The sequence below is a fragment of the Flavimarina sp. Hel_I_48 genome, from assembly GCF_000733945.1.
In the GTDB taxonomy this organism is placed as follows: domain Bacteria; phylum Bacteroidota; class Bacteroidia; order Flavobacteriales; family Flavobacteriaceae; genus Leeuwenhoekiella.
In genome coordinates, this window is sequence record NZ_JPOL01000002.1 from 2,010,562 (window position 1) to 2,028,206 (window position 17,645).

15 protein-coding genes and 2 tRNA genes are annotated in these 17,645 nt (G+C 38.6%); 10 read left to right on the forward strand and 7 right to left on the reverse strand.

The window, feature by feature from the left end:
• Positions 1-1,097: 1,097 nt before the first annotated feature.
• From P162_RS08875 to P162_RS08890, 4 genes are all read right to left on the reverse strand, one after another.
• Positions 1,098-1,244 carry a FeoB-associated Cys-rich membrane protein gene (locus tag P162_RS08875; protein ID WP_117434199.1) on the reverse strand — a complete coding sequence of 49 codons (147 nt, stop codon included), beginning with the start codon at positions 1,242-1,244 and terminating at the stop codon, positions 1,098-1,100.
• 11 nt (positions 1,245-1,255) lie between these two features.
• Complete coding sequence (feoB, locus tag P162_RS08880; RefSeq protein WP_031426967.1) at positions 1,256-3,358, reverse strand: ferrous iron transport protein B; 2,103 nt, start codon at positions 3,356-3,358, stop codon at positions 1,256-1,258.
• Positions 3,351-3,587, reverse strand: a complete 237-nt coding sequence (locus P162_RS08885) for a ferrous iron transport protein A (RefSeq protein ID WP_031426968.1) — start codon at positions 3,585-3,587, stop codon at positions 3,351-3,353. The genes feoB and P162_RS08885 overlap by 8 nt, the downstream gene beginning before the upstream one ends.
• 141 nt (positions 3,588-3,728) lie before the next feature.
• Positions 3,729-4,403 carry an SCO family protein gene (locus P162_RS08890; RefSeq protein WP_031426969.1) on the reverse strand — a complete coding sequence of 225 codons (675 nt, stop codon included), beginning with the start codon at positions 4,401-4,403 and terminating at the stop codon, positions 3,729-3,731.
• 363 nt (positions 4,404-4,766) lie between these two features.
• Between P162_RS08890 and rseP the strand changes: the two genes are divergently transcribed.
• The 6 genes from rseP to P162_RS08920 all read left to right on the forward strand — a co-directional run bounded on the left by rseP (position 4,767) and on the right by P162_RS08920 (position 11,434).
• On the forward strand, positions 4,767-6,101 hold the full coding sequence (gene rseP, locus P162_RS08895) for an RIP metalloprotease RseP (RefSeq protein ID WP_031426970.1): 1,335 nt from the start codon (positions 4,767-4,769) through the stop codon (positions 6,099-6,101).
• A gap of 197 nt (positions 6,102-6,298) precedes the next feature.
• A tRNA-Asn gene (locus P162_RS08900) sits at positions 6,299-6,372 on the forward strand.
• A gap of 338 nt (positions 6,373-6,710) precedes the next feature.
• Positions 6,711-7,541: a DNA adenine methylase gene (locus P162_RS08905; RefSeq protein ID WP_081868402.1), complete on the forward strand. Its 831-nt coding sequence runs from the start codon at positions 6,711-6,713 to the stop codon at positions 7,539-7,541.
• Positions 7,541-8,734, forward strand: a complete 1,194-nt coding sequence (locus tag P162_RS08910; RefSeq protein ID WP_031426972.1) for a metallophosphoesterase family protein — start codon at positions 7,541-7,543, stop codon at positions 8,732-8,734. The genes P162_RS08905 and P162_RS08910 overlap by 1 nt, the downstream gene beginning before the upstream one ends.
• The gene (locus P162_RS08915) at positions 8,727-10,514 is read left to right on the forward strand and encodes a hypothetical protein (RefSeq protein WP_031426973.1); all 1,788 of its coding nucleotides are present in this window, start codon (positions 8,727-8,729) and stop codon (positions 10,512-10,514) included. Before P162_RS08910 ends, P162_RS08915 begins: the two co-directional genes overlap by 8 nt.
• A gap of 8 nt (positions 10,515-10,522) precedes the next feature.
• Positions 10,523-11,434 (forward strand): hypothetical protein, encoded by a 912-nt coding sequence (locus tag P162_RS08920; RefSeq protein ID WP_031426974.1) that lies wholly within the window; start codon positions 10,523-10,525, stop codon positions 11,432-11,434.
• A 511-nt stretch (positions 11,435-11,945) separates the two neighbouring features.
• Here the strand turns inward: P162_RS08920 and P162_RS08925 are convergent.
• Entirely contained in the window at positions 11,946-12,647 is a 702-nt protein-coding gene (locus P162_RS08925) for a DUF481 domain-containing protein (protein WP_031426975.1), read from the reverse strand.
• A 268-nt stretch (positions 12,648-12,915) separates the two neighbouring features.
• On the opposite strand from P162_RS08925, the gene P162_RS08930 reads away from it, so the two are divergent.
• Together P162_RS08930 and P162_RS08935 are read left to right on the forward strand one after the other, a co-directional pair.
• On the forward strand, positions 12,916-13,605 hold the full coding sequence (locus P162_RS08930) for a TVP38/TMEM64 family protein (protein WP_031426976.1): 690 nt from the start codon (positions 12,916-12,918) through the stop codon (positions 13,603-13,605).
• Between the two features lie 132 nt (positions 13,606-13,737).
• On the forward strand, positions 13,738-15,057 hold the full coding sequence (locus tag P162_RS08935) for a M20/M25/M40 family metallo-hydrolase (protein WP_031426977.1): 1,320 nt from the start codon (positions 13,738-13,740) through the stop codon (positions 15,055-15,057).
• Between the two features lie 199 nt (positions 15,058-15,256).
• Here the strand turns inward: P162_RS08935 and P162_RS08940 are convergent, their stop codons facing one another.
• On the reverse strand, positions 15,257-16,456 hold the full coding sequence (locus P162_RS08940; protein WP_031426978.1) for an ABC transporter permease: 1,200 nt from the start codon (positions 16,454-16,456) through the stop codon (positions 15,257-15,259).
• A 10-nt stretch (positions 16,457-16,466) separates the two neighbouring features.
• Positions 16,467-16,859 (reverse strand): 30S ribosome-binding factor RbfA, encoded by a 393-nt coding sequence (gene rbfA, locus P162_RS08945; RefSeq protein WP_031426979.1) that lies wholly within the window; start codon positions 16,857-16,859, stop codon positions 16,467-16,469.
• A 142-nt stretch (positions 16,860-17,001) separates the two neighbouring features.
• On the opposite strand from rbfA, the gene mce reads away from it, so the two are divergent.
• Positions 17,002-17,427 (forward strand): methylmalonyl-CoA epimerase, encoded by a 426-nt coding sequence (gene mce, locus P162_RS08950; RefSeq protein WP_031426980.1) that lies wholly within the window; start codon positions 17,002-17,004, stop codon positions 17,425-17,427.
• 85 nt (positions 17,428-17,512) lie between these two features.
• Positions 17,513-17,586 (forward strand) — tRNA-Ile (locus P162_RS08955).
• Positions 17,587-17,645: the final 59 nt, after the last annotated feature.

Consider the following 17,645-nt stretch of genomic DNA (forward strand, 5'->3'; position numbering starts at 1 on the left):
GGGGTTGCGTTGCAATCTTTTTGCTCGTGCCTTACAAAAAGGATTTTCACTGCAATCCCTAACGCATAAGGAAGTGGATTTTACGGCGAATTTCGGAAGTGATTTATACCTTAAATAGACAATTTTTTGAATTTTATGGTCAATTTTTGGGGTGTTTTGAGTTGTTTTTGGGCGTTTCCCTGCGGGTCGGGCTTTGCGTTGCAATCTTTTTGCTCGTTCCTTTCAAAAAGGATTTTCACTTCAATCCCTAACGCATAATTGAGTGGATTTTTTGAAAGTGATTTTTTACCTTAAACCGTTTATTTTTTCGGTTTTATAGTCAGTTTTGGGGTGTTTTGAGTTGGTTTTGGGCGTTTCCCTGCGGGTCGGGCTTTGCGCTGCAATCTTTTTGCTCGTGCCTTACAAAAAGGATTTTCACTGCAATCCCTAACGCATAAGGAAGTGGATTTTTTGGATGTGATTTTTTATCTTAAATAGGTTATTTTTTGGGTTTTATGGTCAATTTTTTGGGTGTTTAGGCTGTTTTTTGGGCGTTACCCTGCGGGTCGGGCTTTGCGTTGCAATCTTTTTGCTCGTTCCTTGCAAAAAGGATTTTCACTTCAATCCCTAACGCATAAGTAATTGGATTTTTTGGATGTGATTTTTTATCTTAAATAGGTTATTTTTTGGGTTTTATGGTCAATTTTTTGGGTGTTTAGGCTGTTTTTTGGGCGTTACCCTGCGGGTCGGGCTTTGCGTTGCAATCTTTTTGCTCGTGCCTCACAAAAAGGATTTTCACTTCAATCCCTAACGCATAAGGAAGTGGATTTTTTGAAAGTGATTTTTTACCTTAAACCGTTTATTTTTTCGGTTTTATAGTTAGTTTTGGGTTGTTTTGAGTTGGTTTTGGGCGTTACACTGCGGGTCGGGCTTTACATTGCAATCTTTTTGCTTGTTCCTCACAAAAAGGATTTCCGCTGCAATCCCTAACGCGGTTTCCATAGATTTTTAGGAACATAGCTTATAAGAAATTTTCTACTGAAAAGGACAATGTGGTTTAAGTAGCTTTAAAACCATTTCTGGATCAAAAATGAGAACGAATTTATATTTTATGCTTCTCAATGGCAGCCGCAATCATCTTTTCCGCAGGCTTTAGTGTCTGATTTTCCGCCTAAAAAGGCAGGTTTCCAGATAAATTTGGTCACCAGATAGCCCACGGCTACTAGAAATATAGCGAGTACGAGTATATTTTGAAGAAGTTCCATAATCATTGCTTTTATTTCAGGATTTGAAAGGCAGCCAGAGCTACAATATACGCAAATCCAGACATTATTACCAGTTGGAGGACGGGCCATTTCCAGGTGTTGGTTTCCCGTTTTACAATGGCCAGTGTGCTCATACATTGCATGGCAAAGGCATAAAAAAGTAATAGCGATACCCCGCTGGCCAGGTTAAAAAGTGGTCCGCCAAGAATGGGGTTTACCTCACCGGCCATTCGGCTTTTTATTGTTTTTTCATCATCTGCACCCACGCTGTAAATCGTGGCGAGCGTACCCACAAAAACCTCGCGGGCCGCAAAAGAGCTTACGATGGCAATGCCTATTTTCCAGTCATACCCTAAAGGTTGTACCAGCGGCTCGATACCTTTGCCCATATACCCTATGTAGCTATTTTCAAGCTTTTGCGCTGCAACAAGCTTATCAAATTCTTCAGTAGATACATCCTGACCAGCAGTTTGCTCCTGCACGATTTCTTCCGCCTGCGCAAAATCTGTTCCTGGTCCGTTAGAGGCGAGAACCCAAAGGATGATAGAAATCGCCAGAATAATTTTACCTGCACCAAAAACGAAAGATTTCGTTTTTTCGATCACATTATAGGCCACATTCTTGAATAGTGGCAATTTATAGTTGGGCATTTCAATGACAAAAAAGGTTCGGTTTTTAATATCCAATATTGCATTGAGCAGCCATGCCGAAGCAATGGCGGTACCAAAACCAAGCAGGTATAACGCCATGAGCGTAAGGCTCTGATAATTGAAAATATACAATACTTGTTTGTCTGGGATCACAAGTGAAATAATGATCAAATATACCGGTAAGCGTGCAGAACAGGTCGTAAATGGGGTGACCAGGATGGTGATAAGACGCTCTTTCCAACTTTCGATATTTCGGGTGGCCATTATTGCCGGGATCGCACACGCGGTACCCGAAACGAGGGGGACCACACTTTTTCCGCTAAGGCCAAAACGCCGCATGATTCGATCCATTAAAAAGACGACGCGGCTCATATAACCGGTCTCTTCCAGAATGGAGATAAAAAAGAACAGAAAGGCGATTTGAGGTATGAAAATCACGATCCCTCCCAGACCGGGAATAATACCTTCGGCAAGGAGATTTGTAAATGCGCCCGCCGGCATGGTGGTTTTGATCCATTCTGCCATAGAGGCAAACGCAAGATCTATGAGGTCCATGGGATAGGCAGACCAGTCGTAAATCGCCTGGAAAATGAGCAGTAAAATGGCAAAAAAGATCAAATACCCCCAGATTTTGTGCGTGAGCACGCGATCTAGCCGGCTGCGCAGATCTTTTGCAGCGAGATGGTCAATGGTCAGGGTTTCTTTTAAAACACCATTTATAAATTGATACCTTACGATCGTTTCTTTTTGCTGTAAACGCTTCAGGTTACTTTTACTTTCTGTCTGAAAAGAGGCAATATTCTGAATTTCCTGTCGGTTGAGCTTTCCAAAATTGACATCCTGAGTGATGACCAACCATAATTTATAGAGATCCTGTTTAGGGAATGCTTTGCGCAACCTGTCAAAATAATCTGGAGCAATCACCGAAGCATTCACGCACGGTTCTACAGAAAGGGAGCGGTATTCGGTAATAAGTTCTTTGACATGGTCAAAACCAATATTCTTACGTGAACTTACGAGTGCAATTTTTGTATTTAGGCGTTCTTCAAGCGCTTCTACATCAAGAGTAATGGCTTTGCGCTTCATACGGTCTGCCATATTAATGACCAGAATAGTTGGGATTTTAAGGTCCTTGATCTGGGTAAAGAGCAAAAGGTTACGCTTAAGATTTTCGATATCGCTGATTACAACAGCAACATCTGGGTAATCTTTATCATTCTTATTGAGCAAAAGCTCAATGACCAGGTTTTCATCAAGCGAACTCGCGTTAAGGCTATACGTACCCGGGAGGTCAAGAATATGTGCCTTAACGCCCCGCGGCAATTTACAGACCCCTTCTTTCTTTTCTACCGTGATACCGGGGTAATTGCCCACTTTCTGATTGAGCCCGGTAAGACGGTTAAATACTGAAGTTTTCCCTGTATTGGGATTCCCTATAAGCGCGACGTTGAGCTGTTTACTCATCCTTTATTTTTTCTACCTTGATATGTGCTGCGGTCTCGCGGCGTATGGCAAGATGGCTTCCATTTATATTAAGGTACATGGGGTCTTTAAATGGAGCAATTTGTACCAGTTCAACCTCATTGCCCGGCAGGCAGCCCATCTCCAGTAGTTTGAGTGGAACATCTTCTACCTCAAATTCCTTGATTATGGCTTTTTCACCGCGTTTTAAGTCTGCGAGAGTGATTATCAATGTTTATTTAGATTGAATTTAAACAAGGCAAAAGTAAGGGAAATGAAGGTATTCAGAAAGGAAATTAATGGAAAATCGCCCCTAAATCGTGAGTAGGAACGCTCATTTGGTTGAGAACTGCTCAAAACCACGCAAACCCGTTCAGCGTGCCTCAATTTTTTCAAGCGTTTCAATATCTTCCATTAGTTTCTCTATGGCTTCGGGATCTGTACCATCATAAAAACCACGTATTTGCTTTTTACTATCTATGAGCATAAAGTTTTCGGTATGTATCATATCGTATTTGCCGCCATCTCCAGCGGTTTTTACGGCAAGGTAACTTTTACGGGCAAGGTCGTAGATTTCTTTTTTAGGACCGGTGACCAAGTCCCATTTTGAATCTATCACCCCTTTTTCTTCCGCGTAGCGCTTGAGTTGGGCGACGGTATCCACCTCGGGGATTACCGTGTGGGACAGCAATTTTACTTTATCGTCATTTTTTATTTTTTGCTGAATCTGTACCATGTGGTCTGTCATGATGGGGCAAATGGTCTGGCAGGTGGTAAAGAAAAAATCTGCAACGTAAATTTTATCCTCATAATCCTCTTGCGTAATGGTGTCACCGTTCTGGTTTACCAGTTTAAAATCTGCGATACGATGAAATTTTTTTTCAAATTGCTTGCTGCTATCCACAAGCGTGGCATCAACCATAGTAGGCTGAAAAACGGGCAATGATGGTGGCGGCGAGAGTAGCGTGTAGATGATATAGAGGATGATCGCCGAGAAAATGGCCAGGAAGATGGCAAACTTTTTATATTTAGCAAAAAAATGGAGCATAATACGGGTTATTTGATCAATTTTTGACCTTTACTGGGCAGATTTAGACCTTTTATAGGTCATTTTGCAGTACAAAATTACGATGCATGCCGTAACTAAAGGAATGCTTATTGCCAAAAGATTTTCAAATAGAGGCGAGGGTAGGGTTTTTCTTTTAGGTACCGTGTGAAAAGCGTACTTTTGTGCACTTTTTAGCAAGGTAGATATTGATGTTTTAGGTAATTAAAACGGCATCCTATTTGCTTACGAAGTTTGAACTAGTATAATAATCCTTCCGCAAAGCGGAAAAAAGACCGCCCTGGAGTCGGTTTTTGGCCTTTATAACAGGAAAATCACCTGCAAAAGCGCCCTAAATTTAAGTTAATGGATCCATTTTTTGTAAAAGCCATACAATTTATTTTAAGTCTGTCCCTATTGATCGTTTTACACGAATTTGGACATTTTATCCCCGCCCGAATTTTCAAAATCAAGGTTGAAAAGTTTTTCCTCTTTTTTGATGTAAAATTTGCCCTTTTTAAGAAAAAAATAGGGGACACGGTGTACGGTATCGGCTGGCTTCCGCTGGGAGGTTATGTAAAGATTGCCGGTATGATTGACGAAAGCATGGATACCGAGGCCATGGCCGAGGAGCCCAAACCCTGGGAATTCCGCAGTAGGCCGGCATGGCAGCGACTTATTGTAATGATAGGCGGGGTAACGGTAAATATCGTACTTGCACTGGTTATCTACAGTTGCATCATAGGATTTTATGGCGAGCCTTTTACCAGTAAAGAAGATTTAAAAAATGGCTTTGGATTTACTCCCACAATGGAGCAATATGGCTTTGAGCAGGGGGACAAGATCGTATCAATAAACGGAGAACCTCTCAAGGATCAATTAGAGTTTCCCACGTATGTAATGATGCGGGACCTGGATGAAGTCACTGTTCTGCATGAAAATGGTTCAGAAGAAGTTCTTACCCCGCCAGAAGATCTTGCTATGGAATTGTTTAAAAAAGGGGAAATGTTTGGGGTTAATTTTCCCAGAACCCCTATAAAGCTGGATTCCGTTTTTGCATCTGCCAAAGAAGCGGGTGTGCTGGGTACTGATGAACTCGTAAGCCTCAACGGGGTGCCTTTAAAATATCAATCAGATTTTAAGTATGCACTTCAAGTGAACAGGGATTCTATTGCTAAGCTTGAAGTGTTGCGTGGTGGTAGTACCATGAGTTTTGACTTAAAGAAGAATGAAGACGGAATGCTAGGTATAGGTTTTGGCTTTACTGATCCTCAAAACAGAATTCCCAAAAGACAGAAAGAGTTTTATGGTATAGGAACCAGTATAAGTAAAGGAGTTTCTTACGGGTACTGGAAACTTCACGATTATGTGGCACAGTTTAAATTTGTCTTCACGGCAAAAGGGGCCACTCAGGTGGGTGGTTTTGGAGCGATTGCAGGCCTTTTTCCAGACACCTGGGACTGGCTTACTTTTTGGGAAACTACCGCGTTTATATCCATCGCACTGGCGTTTATGAATATTTTGCCTATTCCTGCCTTAGATGGTGGTCACGTAATGTTCTTGCTTTATGAAATGATAACGGGCAGGACGCCAAGTGATAAGTTTTTAGAGTATGCTCAGATCATAGGTTTCTTCTTAATTCTTGCGCTAGTGTTGTTTGCAAATGGAAACGATGTGTATCGCTGGCTGACAGGAAGTTAGATGAATGAAGGTTCTTTTAGCCGCAAGAATTTCAAAAAAAGCAGGTAAAGAATTTTGTTTTTTGTTTTGTCACTTTCAAAAATTGGGTATATTTGCATCCGCTTAGAACAAAAAGCAACGTTCATACTTTAAGAAAACACCTTATTTCGATCAATAACCGGCATATTGGTTTGTAGTTATCAAAATTAAAAATATATTCCTCCTTAGCTCAGTTGGTTAGAGCATTTGACTGTTAATCAAAGGGTCCTTGGTTCGAGCCCAAGAGGGGGAGCAAATTAAGCCTGTAAGCATTTAGTTTACAGGCTTTTTTGTTTTATAATATTATATGCAGTTTATAAGTACGGCTTAAGAAGTGATATATCTCTATTTTATATGAGTCTTCTGCATTCAAGCTAAATTACAATAGAAAGTCATTCATTATCATCAAAGAGTTTAAAAGAGCTAATTTTGATAGAGATGCCTAAGCAAGACTTGACAATCTATTGTATGTTATAAATATGAGTAAAATTAAGGGTGTTATTGGGGATGTATTAATAAATAATTACAGAGTGATTTGATAGTCGCTCTTTTTTTGTTTAGGTTAGCAGGTTAATTATCTTTTCTTAAATTTTGAGCTCTATCACAAACAAAAATATTGTTGCTAAACCTTTCCTGCGCTGGACAGGTTCAAAGTCGTGGTTAGTGAAAGATGGATTAGATAAATTTATTCCTAAAACATTTAAAAATTATCATGAACCTTTTTTGGGGGGTGGATCAGTCTTTTTCAGTTTTGAAGATAATCGAGCTGCCTACCTTTATGATTTAAACGAAGAGCTTATTAATACGTATCAGCAAATTAAAGACAATGTTGATTTGGTTATTAATTCGCTTAAAAGATTGAAGAACTCTGAAGATGAATACTATAGGATACGTAGTGCTAAAACAACAACCCCTCATACAAGTGCTGCACGATTTATTTATTTAAACAGAACTTCTTTTAATGGTATTTATAGAGTGAACAGCAAGGGCCTTTATAATGTTCCTTATGGTAGAAGGAAAAATGTAGATATAATAACAGATTCAAATTTAAAAGCAGTGAGCTCAAGATTAAAAAATGTAGAGCTAATGTTTTCAGACTTCGAAGAGGTTTTAACTAAAAGTAAAAGAGGGGATTTGGTTTTTTTAGACCCCCCTTATACTGTAGCTCACGAGAATAATGGTTTCATTGCATACAACCAAAAGCTTTTTTCTTGGTCAGATCAAGAAAGGCTTGCTATGGTTGTCAAAAAGCTTTCTGATATGGGGTGTTATTTTATATTAACGAATGCATCACATCCATCAATAGTTCAAACGTATTCTGGTTTAGGGGAAATCTATAAAGTATCGAGACACTCAAAGGTTGGAGGTAGAAACAAAACTCGAGGAGATTTTAATGAACTTATTATTACAAATATTATTTAATGAGCGATTACAAGTTGAGTATTGCTGTTGTTAGTGACTTACATTGTCATTCTAGTCGTGCCTCATCACGTGATAATAACACTTATTTGCTTTCGGATAAGCTTCGGTTACCAAAAAGTGACCACCCTGTAGAAGCTCTTTTGGAGCTTATAGATGATGAAGGTATTACTTCTGACTTGACTTTATGTCCTGGGGATTTTACAGACCAACATAATATTCAGGGTTTTTTAAGTGGATGGGGATTTGCCTTGGAGATTCATAATAAGCTCGATTCTGACGATATAGTTGCTACTCTAGGCAATCATGATGTAGATAGTAGAAACAATGATACACTTTTTAGTTTTACTACAGCACGGAGCATAGGTCTGGATTTTCCGATTAAGGAAGAAACAAATAGTGACGAGTTTTGGAGCAAAGGCTTTACTTTTTTAGAACGACAGAGTTATCAATTATTAGTAATAAATACTTGCCACTATCATCAAAATATAGACTCAGCTGTTAAAGGTCAAATGGAGTTAAGTCAAATTGAAAAAATTAAAAAATATCTAAACAAGAATAATACAGATAAAATTAAAATAGCCTGTTGCCATCATCACCCTGTGCAGCACGCTAGATTAGGTCTCGGGGAAGCAGACTTTGTAATGAATGGTGAAGAGTTAGTACGATTACTTGGTGATTATAATTATGACTTAATCATACATGGTCATAAACATGACGCATTACTTAGAGAACATGTTACTGAGTCAGGAAAAAAAATAACCATTTTTGGATCTGGAAGTTTTTCATCTACTTCTAATATGTTACTTACTAGTAAAAGAAACAGTTTTCATTTTTTAAATATTAACAAAAATGCGGGAGATTTAGCCGCAATGGGAACCATAAAAACTTGGACTTACTTACCTCAAAAAGGTTGGAATTTTCTTGATGATCCTAGTGGATTTAGCAGGTTGACTGGTTTTGGGAATCAAAAAAGTCCAAAAGATTTAGCTAAGGAAATTTATGATCTTATATTAAACGATTTGAAAACAGAGTGGAAGGATCTATTATCTATTAAGGGAGAGCTTTGTTTTTTAAATCAGAATCAACTTGAGGAAGTAATAATAGAGTTGAAAAATTTTAATGTGCTAGTTACTCCTGCCCTCCCAAGTCAGCCGACTCAAGTTTTCAATTTAAACAAAATAAATAATGTCTGAATTTTACTCTTCATATAACGCTAGGCATTTAGAGCCAAAGGAAGTAGCAAAGACATTTATTTGGTCAAAAAATTACGATGATTTAATTCAAAATAATCATTCCGTAATTTTGGGAGCTAGAGGTTGTGGAAAAACTACCCTAATGAAAATGCTGACCCTGCCAGCGCTTTATGCCTGGGAAAATGAGAAAGCGAAATCACTAAAGTCAGGTTTTGGTTTTTATGCGGTTTATATTTCAACAGATATTTACTGGAATGTTAAGAACTTAGCTTATCTAAAACAACTTGAAAAATTCGGAAGCTTTTCAGATAGGATCTCAAGATTTTCAGTTACGAGTAGTATATTTTTAGCTATATGTGAAACTTTTAAGAATATTATTGAGTATGAACTTAGCTCAGAAGGGGAACAAAAAGAAATAGAGCTATCTTTAGAATTAGCTAAAATTTGGAAGCTAGAAATTAAAATACCACAACTCGATTTTGTTAAAGAAGCGATAAATATTAGAATTGACACATTTAATCAGTTTATTCAAAATGCGCTGTTTAATTATAATTCGGAAGAAGAAATACATTATGATAGTTTATTATTTTTAAACTTAAATTACTCTAGTTCAGCCAATTTAGCATTTGAAATTTTTGAAAGAATTTATTCCGTCAGCGGGAAGAAATGGGCATTATGTTTTGATGAGCTTGAACTAGCTCCCGGCTGGTTGCAGGAAGACCTATTTAGATCTCTTAGAAGCACAAATCAAAAATTACTTTTTAAGCTTAGTGCTAGTCCTATTTTATCTATTAAGGAGCAGGAGCTTAGTGCTACATCTGGAAATGATTTGTCTTTGATTAGTATGTGGGATGCTCCAGATAATAATAGTTTTGCACGAGAATTAATACTTAATGAGTTAAATAAGAAATTAGGGGATAATTACAGTTTAGAAGAATTTTTTGGAACTAACGATGTCTACAATAGATCAAATAAGGATACTTATCAAGAAAACAGTAGATTCATAAATTTGATGAGCGAACTTGCTCAAAAAGATATTTCATTCAATAATTTTTTAAGAAAGAATAGTCTCAATCCTTCAAAACCAACTCCTATATCTTCTAGTCAAAAAGACACACTTCACAGGAAAGTAAAATCTATAGTTTACTTTAGGAATTATTATATTAAAAATGTTTTTCTAGATGAAGATATAGATCAGCTTAAAGTTAATTTGCGTCCCAGAAAAAGCGATACGCTTTATTCTGGAATCGAAGTACTTTGTAAAATATGTGATGGAAACCCAAGGTGGTTAAAAGGAATACTTAATTCTTTATTGGGTGGTGAACTAAAAATGAAGCCTTCAGAAGAAATGCAGTCATTGGTATTGCATACTGTGGCAAAGAGGTTTATGAATGTTATATCAAACATCCCAATTGATAATTTTAGTGGTACTACATTAGAAACCCTTATTTATAAAATTGGTAATAAATTTCAAGACGAAATTTTAGGTCCTAAGTTTTTACTTGATCCCAAAGGTACTTTTAGGGTAGATGAATCTGAGGTTGCTGTTCCAAAAGAGATAGTGAATTTATTGGAAAAAGCGGCTTATCAAGGAGCTATCATACTTGTAGACAATAATGAGGATGCATTTGATTTTAGTGTTAGAGGGAAACGTTTTAGGCTTACCTACTTGTTAGCTCCAATTTTTAAGCTACCTCTAAGGACTTTTAATGAACTCAAGCTCAGCGAATGTTTTGTCAAAAACAATCTTTCAGGAGACCAAATGTCTATTTTTGATTAAACGAACCTATGGAAATTGACTACGCACATCAAATAGATTTTGAAGACTTAACCTCAATAAATTTTGACATTGTAATAATTGCCAAAAATCACGAGGCAAGATGGGATTATTTGGTCAATTCGTTGTCAAAGAGTTTAAAATTAGGGAATTCACGAAATATAATATTAAGTTATGACCAGAATGATAATTTTAAGAAAAAACATTTTGAAGTATATAGCCCTCATAGTGACAATATAAAAGATCTTATTAAAATTTTAGAAAATGAATTTTCTAAAGTTAATAAAAAAGAGATAAAGGTTTTAGTAGATTACTCTTGTATGACTAAAACCTGGTACTATACTATAATGCTGTTTATAAAGCAAAGAAATTTAAATTTTGAGGAAATCAGCGTGTTTTTTTCCTATACTCCATCGCAATTTTCAAAACCAAAAAAACCTAAGCATAATTTAAAAATAGAACCACTTCCGGGTAAATATCGAATTCCTAATGATAAACCCAAAGCATTAATAGTTTGCTTGGGCTATGAAGAAAAGAAGGCAGAGGGTATAATCGACTATTTAGATCCAAAAGAGACTATAATTATATATTCCAAACCTGCAATTGACGAAAATTTCGTAGAGCAAATTGAGAGTAGTAATAAATCTCTAATATCTAAATTTAAAAGTGTTAATACTTTTGACATGTCAAATTTAAAGTCAATTGAAGAAATATTACAGTCGTTATTTTTAACACTTAATAAAGATTTTAGTGTAATTATAGCTCCTTTAGGACCAAAGCCCTTTACATTTGTTGCTATGTTATTGTCTTTGAAGTATGAAAATATTGATATTTGGAGAGTTAGCTCTGGTAGCAATATAAATATTTACAAAAGAAAACCTATAGAAAATACGTTTATAATATCAAAAGTAGTTTTTAATTAAAAGATTTACAACTCGGTTGTTTAAAATTTGACAAATTTATAAAGGCTTAAATATAAACGATATAAACTCCTTGGTTCGAGCCAAAGAGGGGGAGCAAAGTAAGTCTAATCTTTAATTAGGTTGGGCTTTTTTGTTTTAATAAATATATCTTATCTGTGTACTCACTAGTAGTACGAAACATTATTTTAATTCTACCGAGTGGATCATGTTGCTTCCAAATATGACCATAATTAAGTACGCCAAACACACGGTTTTCATTTTCTAAAAACAATTCTTGCGTTAGGGATTGAAGTGAATTTGTTTGTCCCTCCGGGAGGAAGCCTTTTTTTTGAGGCACGAGCAAAAAGATTGCAACGTAAAGCTCGACCCGCAGGGAAACGCCCAAAACAAAAAAAGAATAAGAGAAACATCTACTGGATATGCTAATATTCCCTTCTTTAAAATAACCAGAAAGTTATCTCGGTTTAAAAAGCGTTATTCCACTAAAGTTTATTGATAATAAACTTAAATCCTAAAAACTCAAACCAATCCCCACTTGCAACTGTGAGGTGTATTCCATGGTGTTTAAAGGGGTTTTGCTGTCAAAGTAATAATCGTAGATCACAAAAACCTTGAACCATTCGTATAAAGGCACATCTAGCCGAAACTGCTCTAAAATACGATAATCTTGCAAGTCTCTGTATAATGGCTGGTAGTACACGGTATTTGTTATAGAAAAGGTTTCGCTTATAGGGAAATAGGATAAGCTAAAGTATGTACTGTTTCTATGATTATAGTTGGTCGTACCCGCACGGTCGCTATATTCTACCTCGTACATATAACTATTGCCCGCATAGCCTGTAAAATGCTCCTTGTTCATCCATTTTATTCGGAGCCCTGCACCTATAAGATTGCGCTGTTCTACAACCAGGAGCTGGTTGTACTGCCCTTGAACAAATGCTTCCAGGCGCAACAGGTCGTTCACTTTATAGTTGAACCGTGAATGTAGAAACCACGAATTCTGTAGGTTGCCTTCATCAGAATCTATTAATTTATAATTCCCCAGAAACAGGTAGATTTTCTTTAAATCCTTAGACTTGAGCTGGGTGGTAAGCGTTCCATTTATTTGATTTACCGAGGTCCCATCATTATTGGTGTGGTTGAAGGCAAAATCAGCATTGAGCACAAAACGATTAGAATCGGTCTGGATGCGGCGCGTTTCTATATTTACCAATTGAGCGTTTGCCCAACTGGGAAGTAGTACGAGAAGTAAGAGAATTTTCTGGATAACCTATAAATTTAGCCGGTAAATATAAGCACTGCGGCTATTTCTGAAAAAATTGTTTAATCCGCTACTTCGATGAAATACAATATTAAAGGTATCTATAAAAGTCAGATCAATTTTTTGAGAAAACCGAAAAGTACTTTAAGAGGTCATTCAACCCAGTAATTAGGTCGGCCATTTTGATTTTATTACTTTTGCCGACTTATAAATTAGTTCTATGGCTCAACAGGAAGCGCCCAGTAAAAGTAAATTGCCACTCTATATATCCATAGGGCTGGTGGTCGCCATTGTCCTGAGCTACTTTTTTATTCCGTCAGTACATGAGTTTTTAAATGAAGCCTGGGATGTGCTTACCAGTGACGATAAAACAAGAATCAAAGAGTGGGTGTCTGATTTTGGTTGGTTAGGACCCCTGGTCATCATATTGGCAATGATACTCCAGATGTTCCTGCTCGTGATCCCTTCTGTGTTGCTTATGGTGGTGGCTATTTTAGCGTACGGCCCGTTGTGGGGAAGTCTCATCATATTAGCGGCGGTTTTTGCCGCCTCAAGCGTGGGTTATGTACTGGGTCTTTACTTTGGGCAATTCTTTGTAGATAAGATCCTGGGACGTAAAAGCGAACAGAAAATCGAGGATTTCCTGGATGATTATGGCTTCTGGGCCATCGCGATTACCCGTTTTAATCCTTTTTTATCTAACGACGCGATCAGTTTTGTGGCCGGCGTCCTGCGTATGGGATATTGGAAATTTATCCTGGCCACAATGGTGGGAATCGTCCCGCTTACATTGTATATCGCCTTTATAGGACAAAGTATTGATCAGCTTAAAAGCGGACTCTTATGGGGTTCCCTTGCGAGTCTTGTACTATTTGGCGCATATATTTATTGGGATAAAAAGCTGAGGTAGGGAATCAATTCTATTTATTCTAAAGTTTTGCGGAAACTGTTTCTTCAATTATTTCTACAACATATTTTGATGTAGGTTTTTGCCGTTATAGACGTAAAACTCTTTGTATATTTCTGGCTCAAACCACTTCACATGACACAAAATCTACTCTCAAAAAACTATTTTCTTCTTTTCGTACTCAGCGCATTGCTCATTTTTCCGCTACGGGCTCAAAAATTGACCAAAAAGGAGCGAAAAATTGGCAATCAGGTCGAAAAAAACAATGCTGAAGCTATTCAGTTTTTAGAAAAAGTAGTCAATATTAACAGCGGTACGATGAATGCCGCGGGCGTCAAAGCTACCGGCGATGAATTTAGCGCAGCCTTTGACGCCATAGGTTTTAAAACCCAATGGATAGACATGCCTGCGGAAATGAACCGCGCCGGTCATCTTTTCGCCTCCATTGAAGGCGATAAGGGCAAGCGCCTGTTGCTTATAGGCCATCTGGATACCGTATTTGAGGAAGATAGTGATTTTCAGAAATTTGAACCGGTCAATGATAGTATTGCAAAAGGTCCCGGCGCCAATGATATGAAGGGCGGTGATGTAATCATTCTTTATGTTCTCAAAGCCTTGCGCGAAGCGGGACTTTTGAAGAATTCACAGATTATTGTCGCCTTGCACGGGGATGAAGAAAGTACCGGGAAACCGCTAAGCATCAGCAGAAAATCAATTATTGATGCCGCAAAACGGAGTGATATAGCGCTTGGTTTTGAAACTTCTACCGGTTATGATAATGCAACGGTGGCCCGCCGCGGTTCTTCAAACTGGAAGGTGGAAGTTACCGGAAAACGCGCCCATTCTTCCGGAATATTCAATGAGAAAACCGGCGCCGGGGCAAACTTTGAACTGGCGCGCATACTGCACCAGTTTTACACAGACGTTAAAGGGGAAGATCTGCTAACTTTTAACCCGGGAATGATGCTGGGAGGGACCACGATTAATGTGGAAGAGGAAAAGAGCCGGGGCACCGTTTTCGGAAAAGGAAATGTGGTCGCGCAGACCGCTTTTGCAGACGGCGGACTTCGATTTATCTCTGAAGAACAAAAGGAAAGAGCACGTACAAAAATGAGGGAAATTGTTGCCAATAACCTACCGCAAACCAGTGCTAAAGTCACTTTTCAAGACAGTTATCCCGCTATGGTACCCACAGAAGCGAATTATGCGCTGCTCAAGAAACTGGATCAGGTAAGCCGCGATTTGGGTCAACCCGCCGTTGAGGCCTATGATCCCGGAAAACGGGGCGCTGCAGATGTTTCTTTTATAGCGGAATATGTTGCCGCACTGGATGGCCTGGGAACCATGGGCGATGGTGCGCATACCCCTTCGGAAACCGTAAACCTCAACACTATTGAAGCGCTGACTAAACGTACCGCTATTCTTATCTATAGGTTGATCAACGAAAAAAGATAGAAATCCCCTCCCAGCCTCTCCAAAGGGGAGGGGTTGAAAAACTTCGGTTTTAGGTTAATTAATTAGTGTTTTTAGTCTGTTTTGAGGGGTTTTTGGGTGATTTTAGGAATAATTTTTCAGCCTTTGACGGAAAAGATTCTGTAGGAATCTCACATCCTAATAAACAGCTCCCCTCCTTTGGAGGGGCCGGGGGAGGACTTTATTCACCCAACTTCGGGGAAACCCTGCTGGCGGCTGCTTTAGAAGCCAGAATCCCTAAAGTGGAAATGGTAAGCAGCACCACCACAATATTTACAAGGGTGAGTTGCATAGGGTAGGCGAGTTGGGGTGTGATCATTACAAGGTCAAACTGCAATTGTGCGGCTACCACCGCAATCCCGATCAGCAGTCCAAAAAGACCACCAAAAAAGGTCATCATCGCTCCCTGAAGAAAGAAAACCTGCTTAATTTCCTTATAATTGGCTCCCAGGCTGTGCAGCGTTTTGATATTTTCCCTCTTATCAAGGATAATCATGATAATACTTCCCACGAGGTTAAAAAGCGCAATGATCAATACCAGCGTAAAAATGAGATAGACCGCCAGATTTTCGGTATTTAGCATCTTATAGAGCTTGTCGTTCAGCTGAATACGGGTTTTTACCTCTATAGTATCACCCAGTAATTTCTGCACTGCTGTGGCCGCTTCATCGGGATTTATATTTGGTTTCAGTTTTATTTCTAGCGAACTTAACTGGTCGGCCTCATAATTAAGCAGGCTACGCGCAAATTTTAATGAAGTGAAGACATAGTTGTCGTCAAGGTCTTCATTGACCTGATACATTCCCGTAACCAGTACTTTTGAGGTGCTAAAAGCCTGGGAGGGATCTGTAATTTGACCCGTACCTGGTTTAGGCACCATAATCTGCAAGAGATCATTAAAATTATTGATGCCCACAGATAAAACGCGATTGATGCCCACACCTATGACACTAACCGGCTCTTCCTGACTCACCCAACTGCCAAAAATCAGCGTACTGTCCACAGGGTTGACCTTTGGGTAATTGCCATCAACACCTTTGATGTAGGCCATGTGGTTTTTCCCTTTAAATTCTAAAAAAGCACGTTCTTCAATAATTTCAGAAAATTGCGCTACCGAAGCAAGATTTTCCAGTTTTTGGGCTTCCGCCGAAGAAAAAGAAAAGGTTTTTCCGCTTGCCGGAAGCACTTTGAGATCTGGATCAAAAACAGAAGAAAAAGAAAGACTGAATTCCTTGAGTCCGGAAAACCCGGAAAGCACTATAAAAAGCGCGGCAGAACCCGCTATAATGCTCAGTGCAGAAATAATCGTGATGATGTTTATAGCATTATTGCTGCTGCGCGAAAACAAGTACCTTTTTGCTATAAACTGGGGAAATTTCAAAAGCAGGAATTTATGATTTTTTACGTCTGGGCAACAGTTCAGGATTTTCTATGGGGTCATTGCCGCCTTTTAGGGATTTATCGATACCATCAATATATTCCAGCGAGTCGTCCAGAAAAAACTGAAGTTCTGGCATGCGTCGCAGCTGGTGTCGCGTACGCTGTGCGATCTCATGTTTTATAAAAGGCTTTAGTTGTTTAAGTTCGGCAAGTATTTCATTTCCACGCTTGTTTGGGAACACGCTCACGTAAACTTTTGCCTGTGACAAATCTGTCGTGGTGCTCACTTTACTTACGGAGATGATCATATCTTTTACGCCTGCTTCAAGCATCGCTTTTTGTAGCACATCTACAAGATCTTTTTGTAGCACACCGGCTACTTTTTTCTGTCTATTTGTTTCCATAGTGCAAAAATACGGTTTTATTATGGAGGTTACTTCACAGGTTTGCCTTGCTGAAGGCTGAAAAATTATGCTTTCTTAATTTTCTGCCAGAAAGATGCAAGTTGGGCAATTTTCAGTTAAATTCGATCAAAAAATTTAAACTGTGGAAAGAATAGACCATATAGGCATTGCCGTTAAAGACCTGAAGAAAGCAAACCTGTTTTATAAAAAATTACTGGGGACTGCACATTACAAGATCGAATTTGTGGAAAGTGAGCATGTAAATACCTCATTTTTTAAAATGGGCGAGAACAAAATAGAGCTTCTCGAGGCAACCTCAGACGACAGTCCCATTGCCAAATTTATTGCAAAATATGGAGAGGGCATGCACCATGTGGCCTATGCCGTAGATGATATCAAAGGGGAGCTCAAGCGCCTAAAAGAAGAAGGTTTTGACCTTATCAATGAAACTCCTAAGCGGGGCGCAGACAATAAATGGGTTGCTTTTGTACATCCTAAAAGTGCTGGCGGCATACTCATGGAACTTTGCCAGGACGTGCTTACCCCAGACTTGCCAGAAAGGGATTAAAGAAGATAGGCGTGAATTATTTGCAGCCTTAAAAAAATAGGCTTATTTTTGCGCCCGCAATGTTTGTTAATGATAAACATGTGCCGGTCCCATAGCTCAGCTGGTTAGAGCATCTGACTCATAATCAGAGGGTCCTTGGTTCGAGCCCAAGTGGGACCACATTTAACACTTGAAAACCCCTATAAACAGTACGTTTATAGGGGTTTTTGTTTTTTTCC

What these genes read in the sequence shown, in the direction of transcription:
- P162_RS08875 (WP_117434199.1), bottom strand. Translation starts at nt 1,244, where the DNA reads ATGGAACTTCTTCAAAATATACTCGTACTCGCTATATTTCTAGTAGCC.
- feoB (WP_031426967.1), bottom strand. Translation starts at nt 3,358, where the DNA reads ATGAGTAAACAGCTCAACGTCGCGCTTATAGGGAATCCCAATACAGGG.
- P162_RS08890 (WP_031426969.1), bottom strand. Translation starts at nt 4,403, where the DNA reads ATGCTCCATTTTTTTGCTAAATATAAAAAGTTTGCCATCTTCCTGGCC.
- rseP (WP_031426970.1), top strand. Translation starts at nt 4,767, where the DNA reads ATGGATCCATTTTTTGTAAAAGCCATACAATTTATTTTAAGTCTGTCC.
- P162_RS08910 (WP_031426972.1), top strand. Translation starts at nt 7,541, where the DNA reads ATGAGCGATTACAAGTTGAGTATTGCTGTTGTTAGTGACTTACATTGT.
- P162_RS08915 (WP_031426973.1), top strand. Translation starts at nt 8,727, where the DNA reads ATGTCTGAATTTTACTCTTCATATAACGCTAGGCATTTAGAGCCAAAG.
- P162_RS08920 (WP_031426974.1), top strand. Translation starts at nt 10,523, where the DNA reads ATGGAAATTGACTACGCACATCAAATAGATTTTGAAGACTTAACCTCA.
- P162_RS08930 (WP_031426976.1), top strand. Translation starts at nt 12,916, where the DNA reads ATGGCTCAACAGGAAGCGCCCAGTAAAAGTAAATTGCCACTCTATATA.
- P162_RS08935 (WP_031426977.1), top strand. Translation starts at nt 13,738, where the DNA reads ATGACACAAAATCTACTCTCAAAAAACTATTTTCTTCTTTTCGTACTC.
- rbfA (WP_031426979.1), bottom strand. Translation starts at nt 16,859, where the DNA reads ATGGAAACAAATAGACAGAAAAAAGTAGCCGGTGTGCTACAAAAAGAT.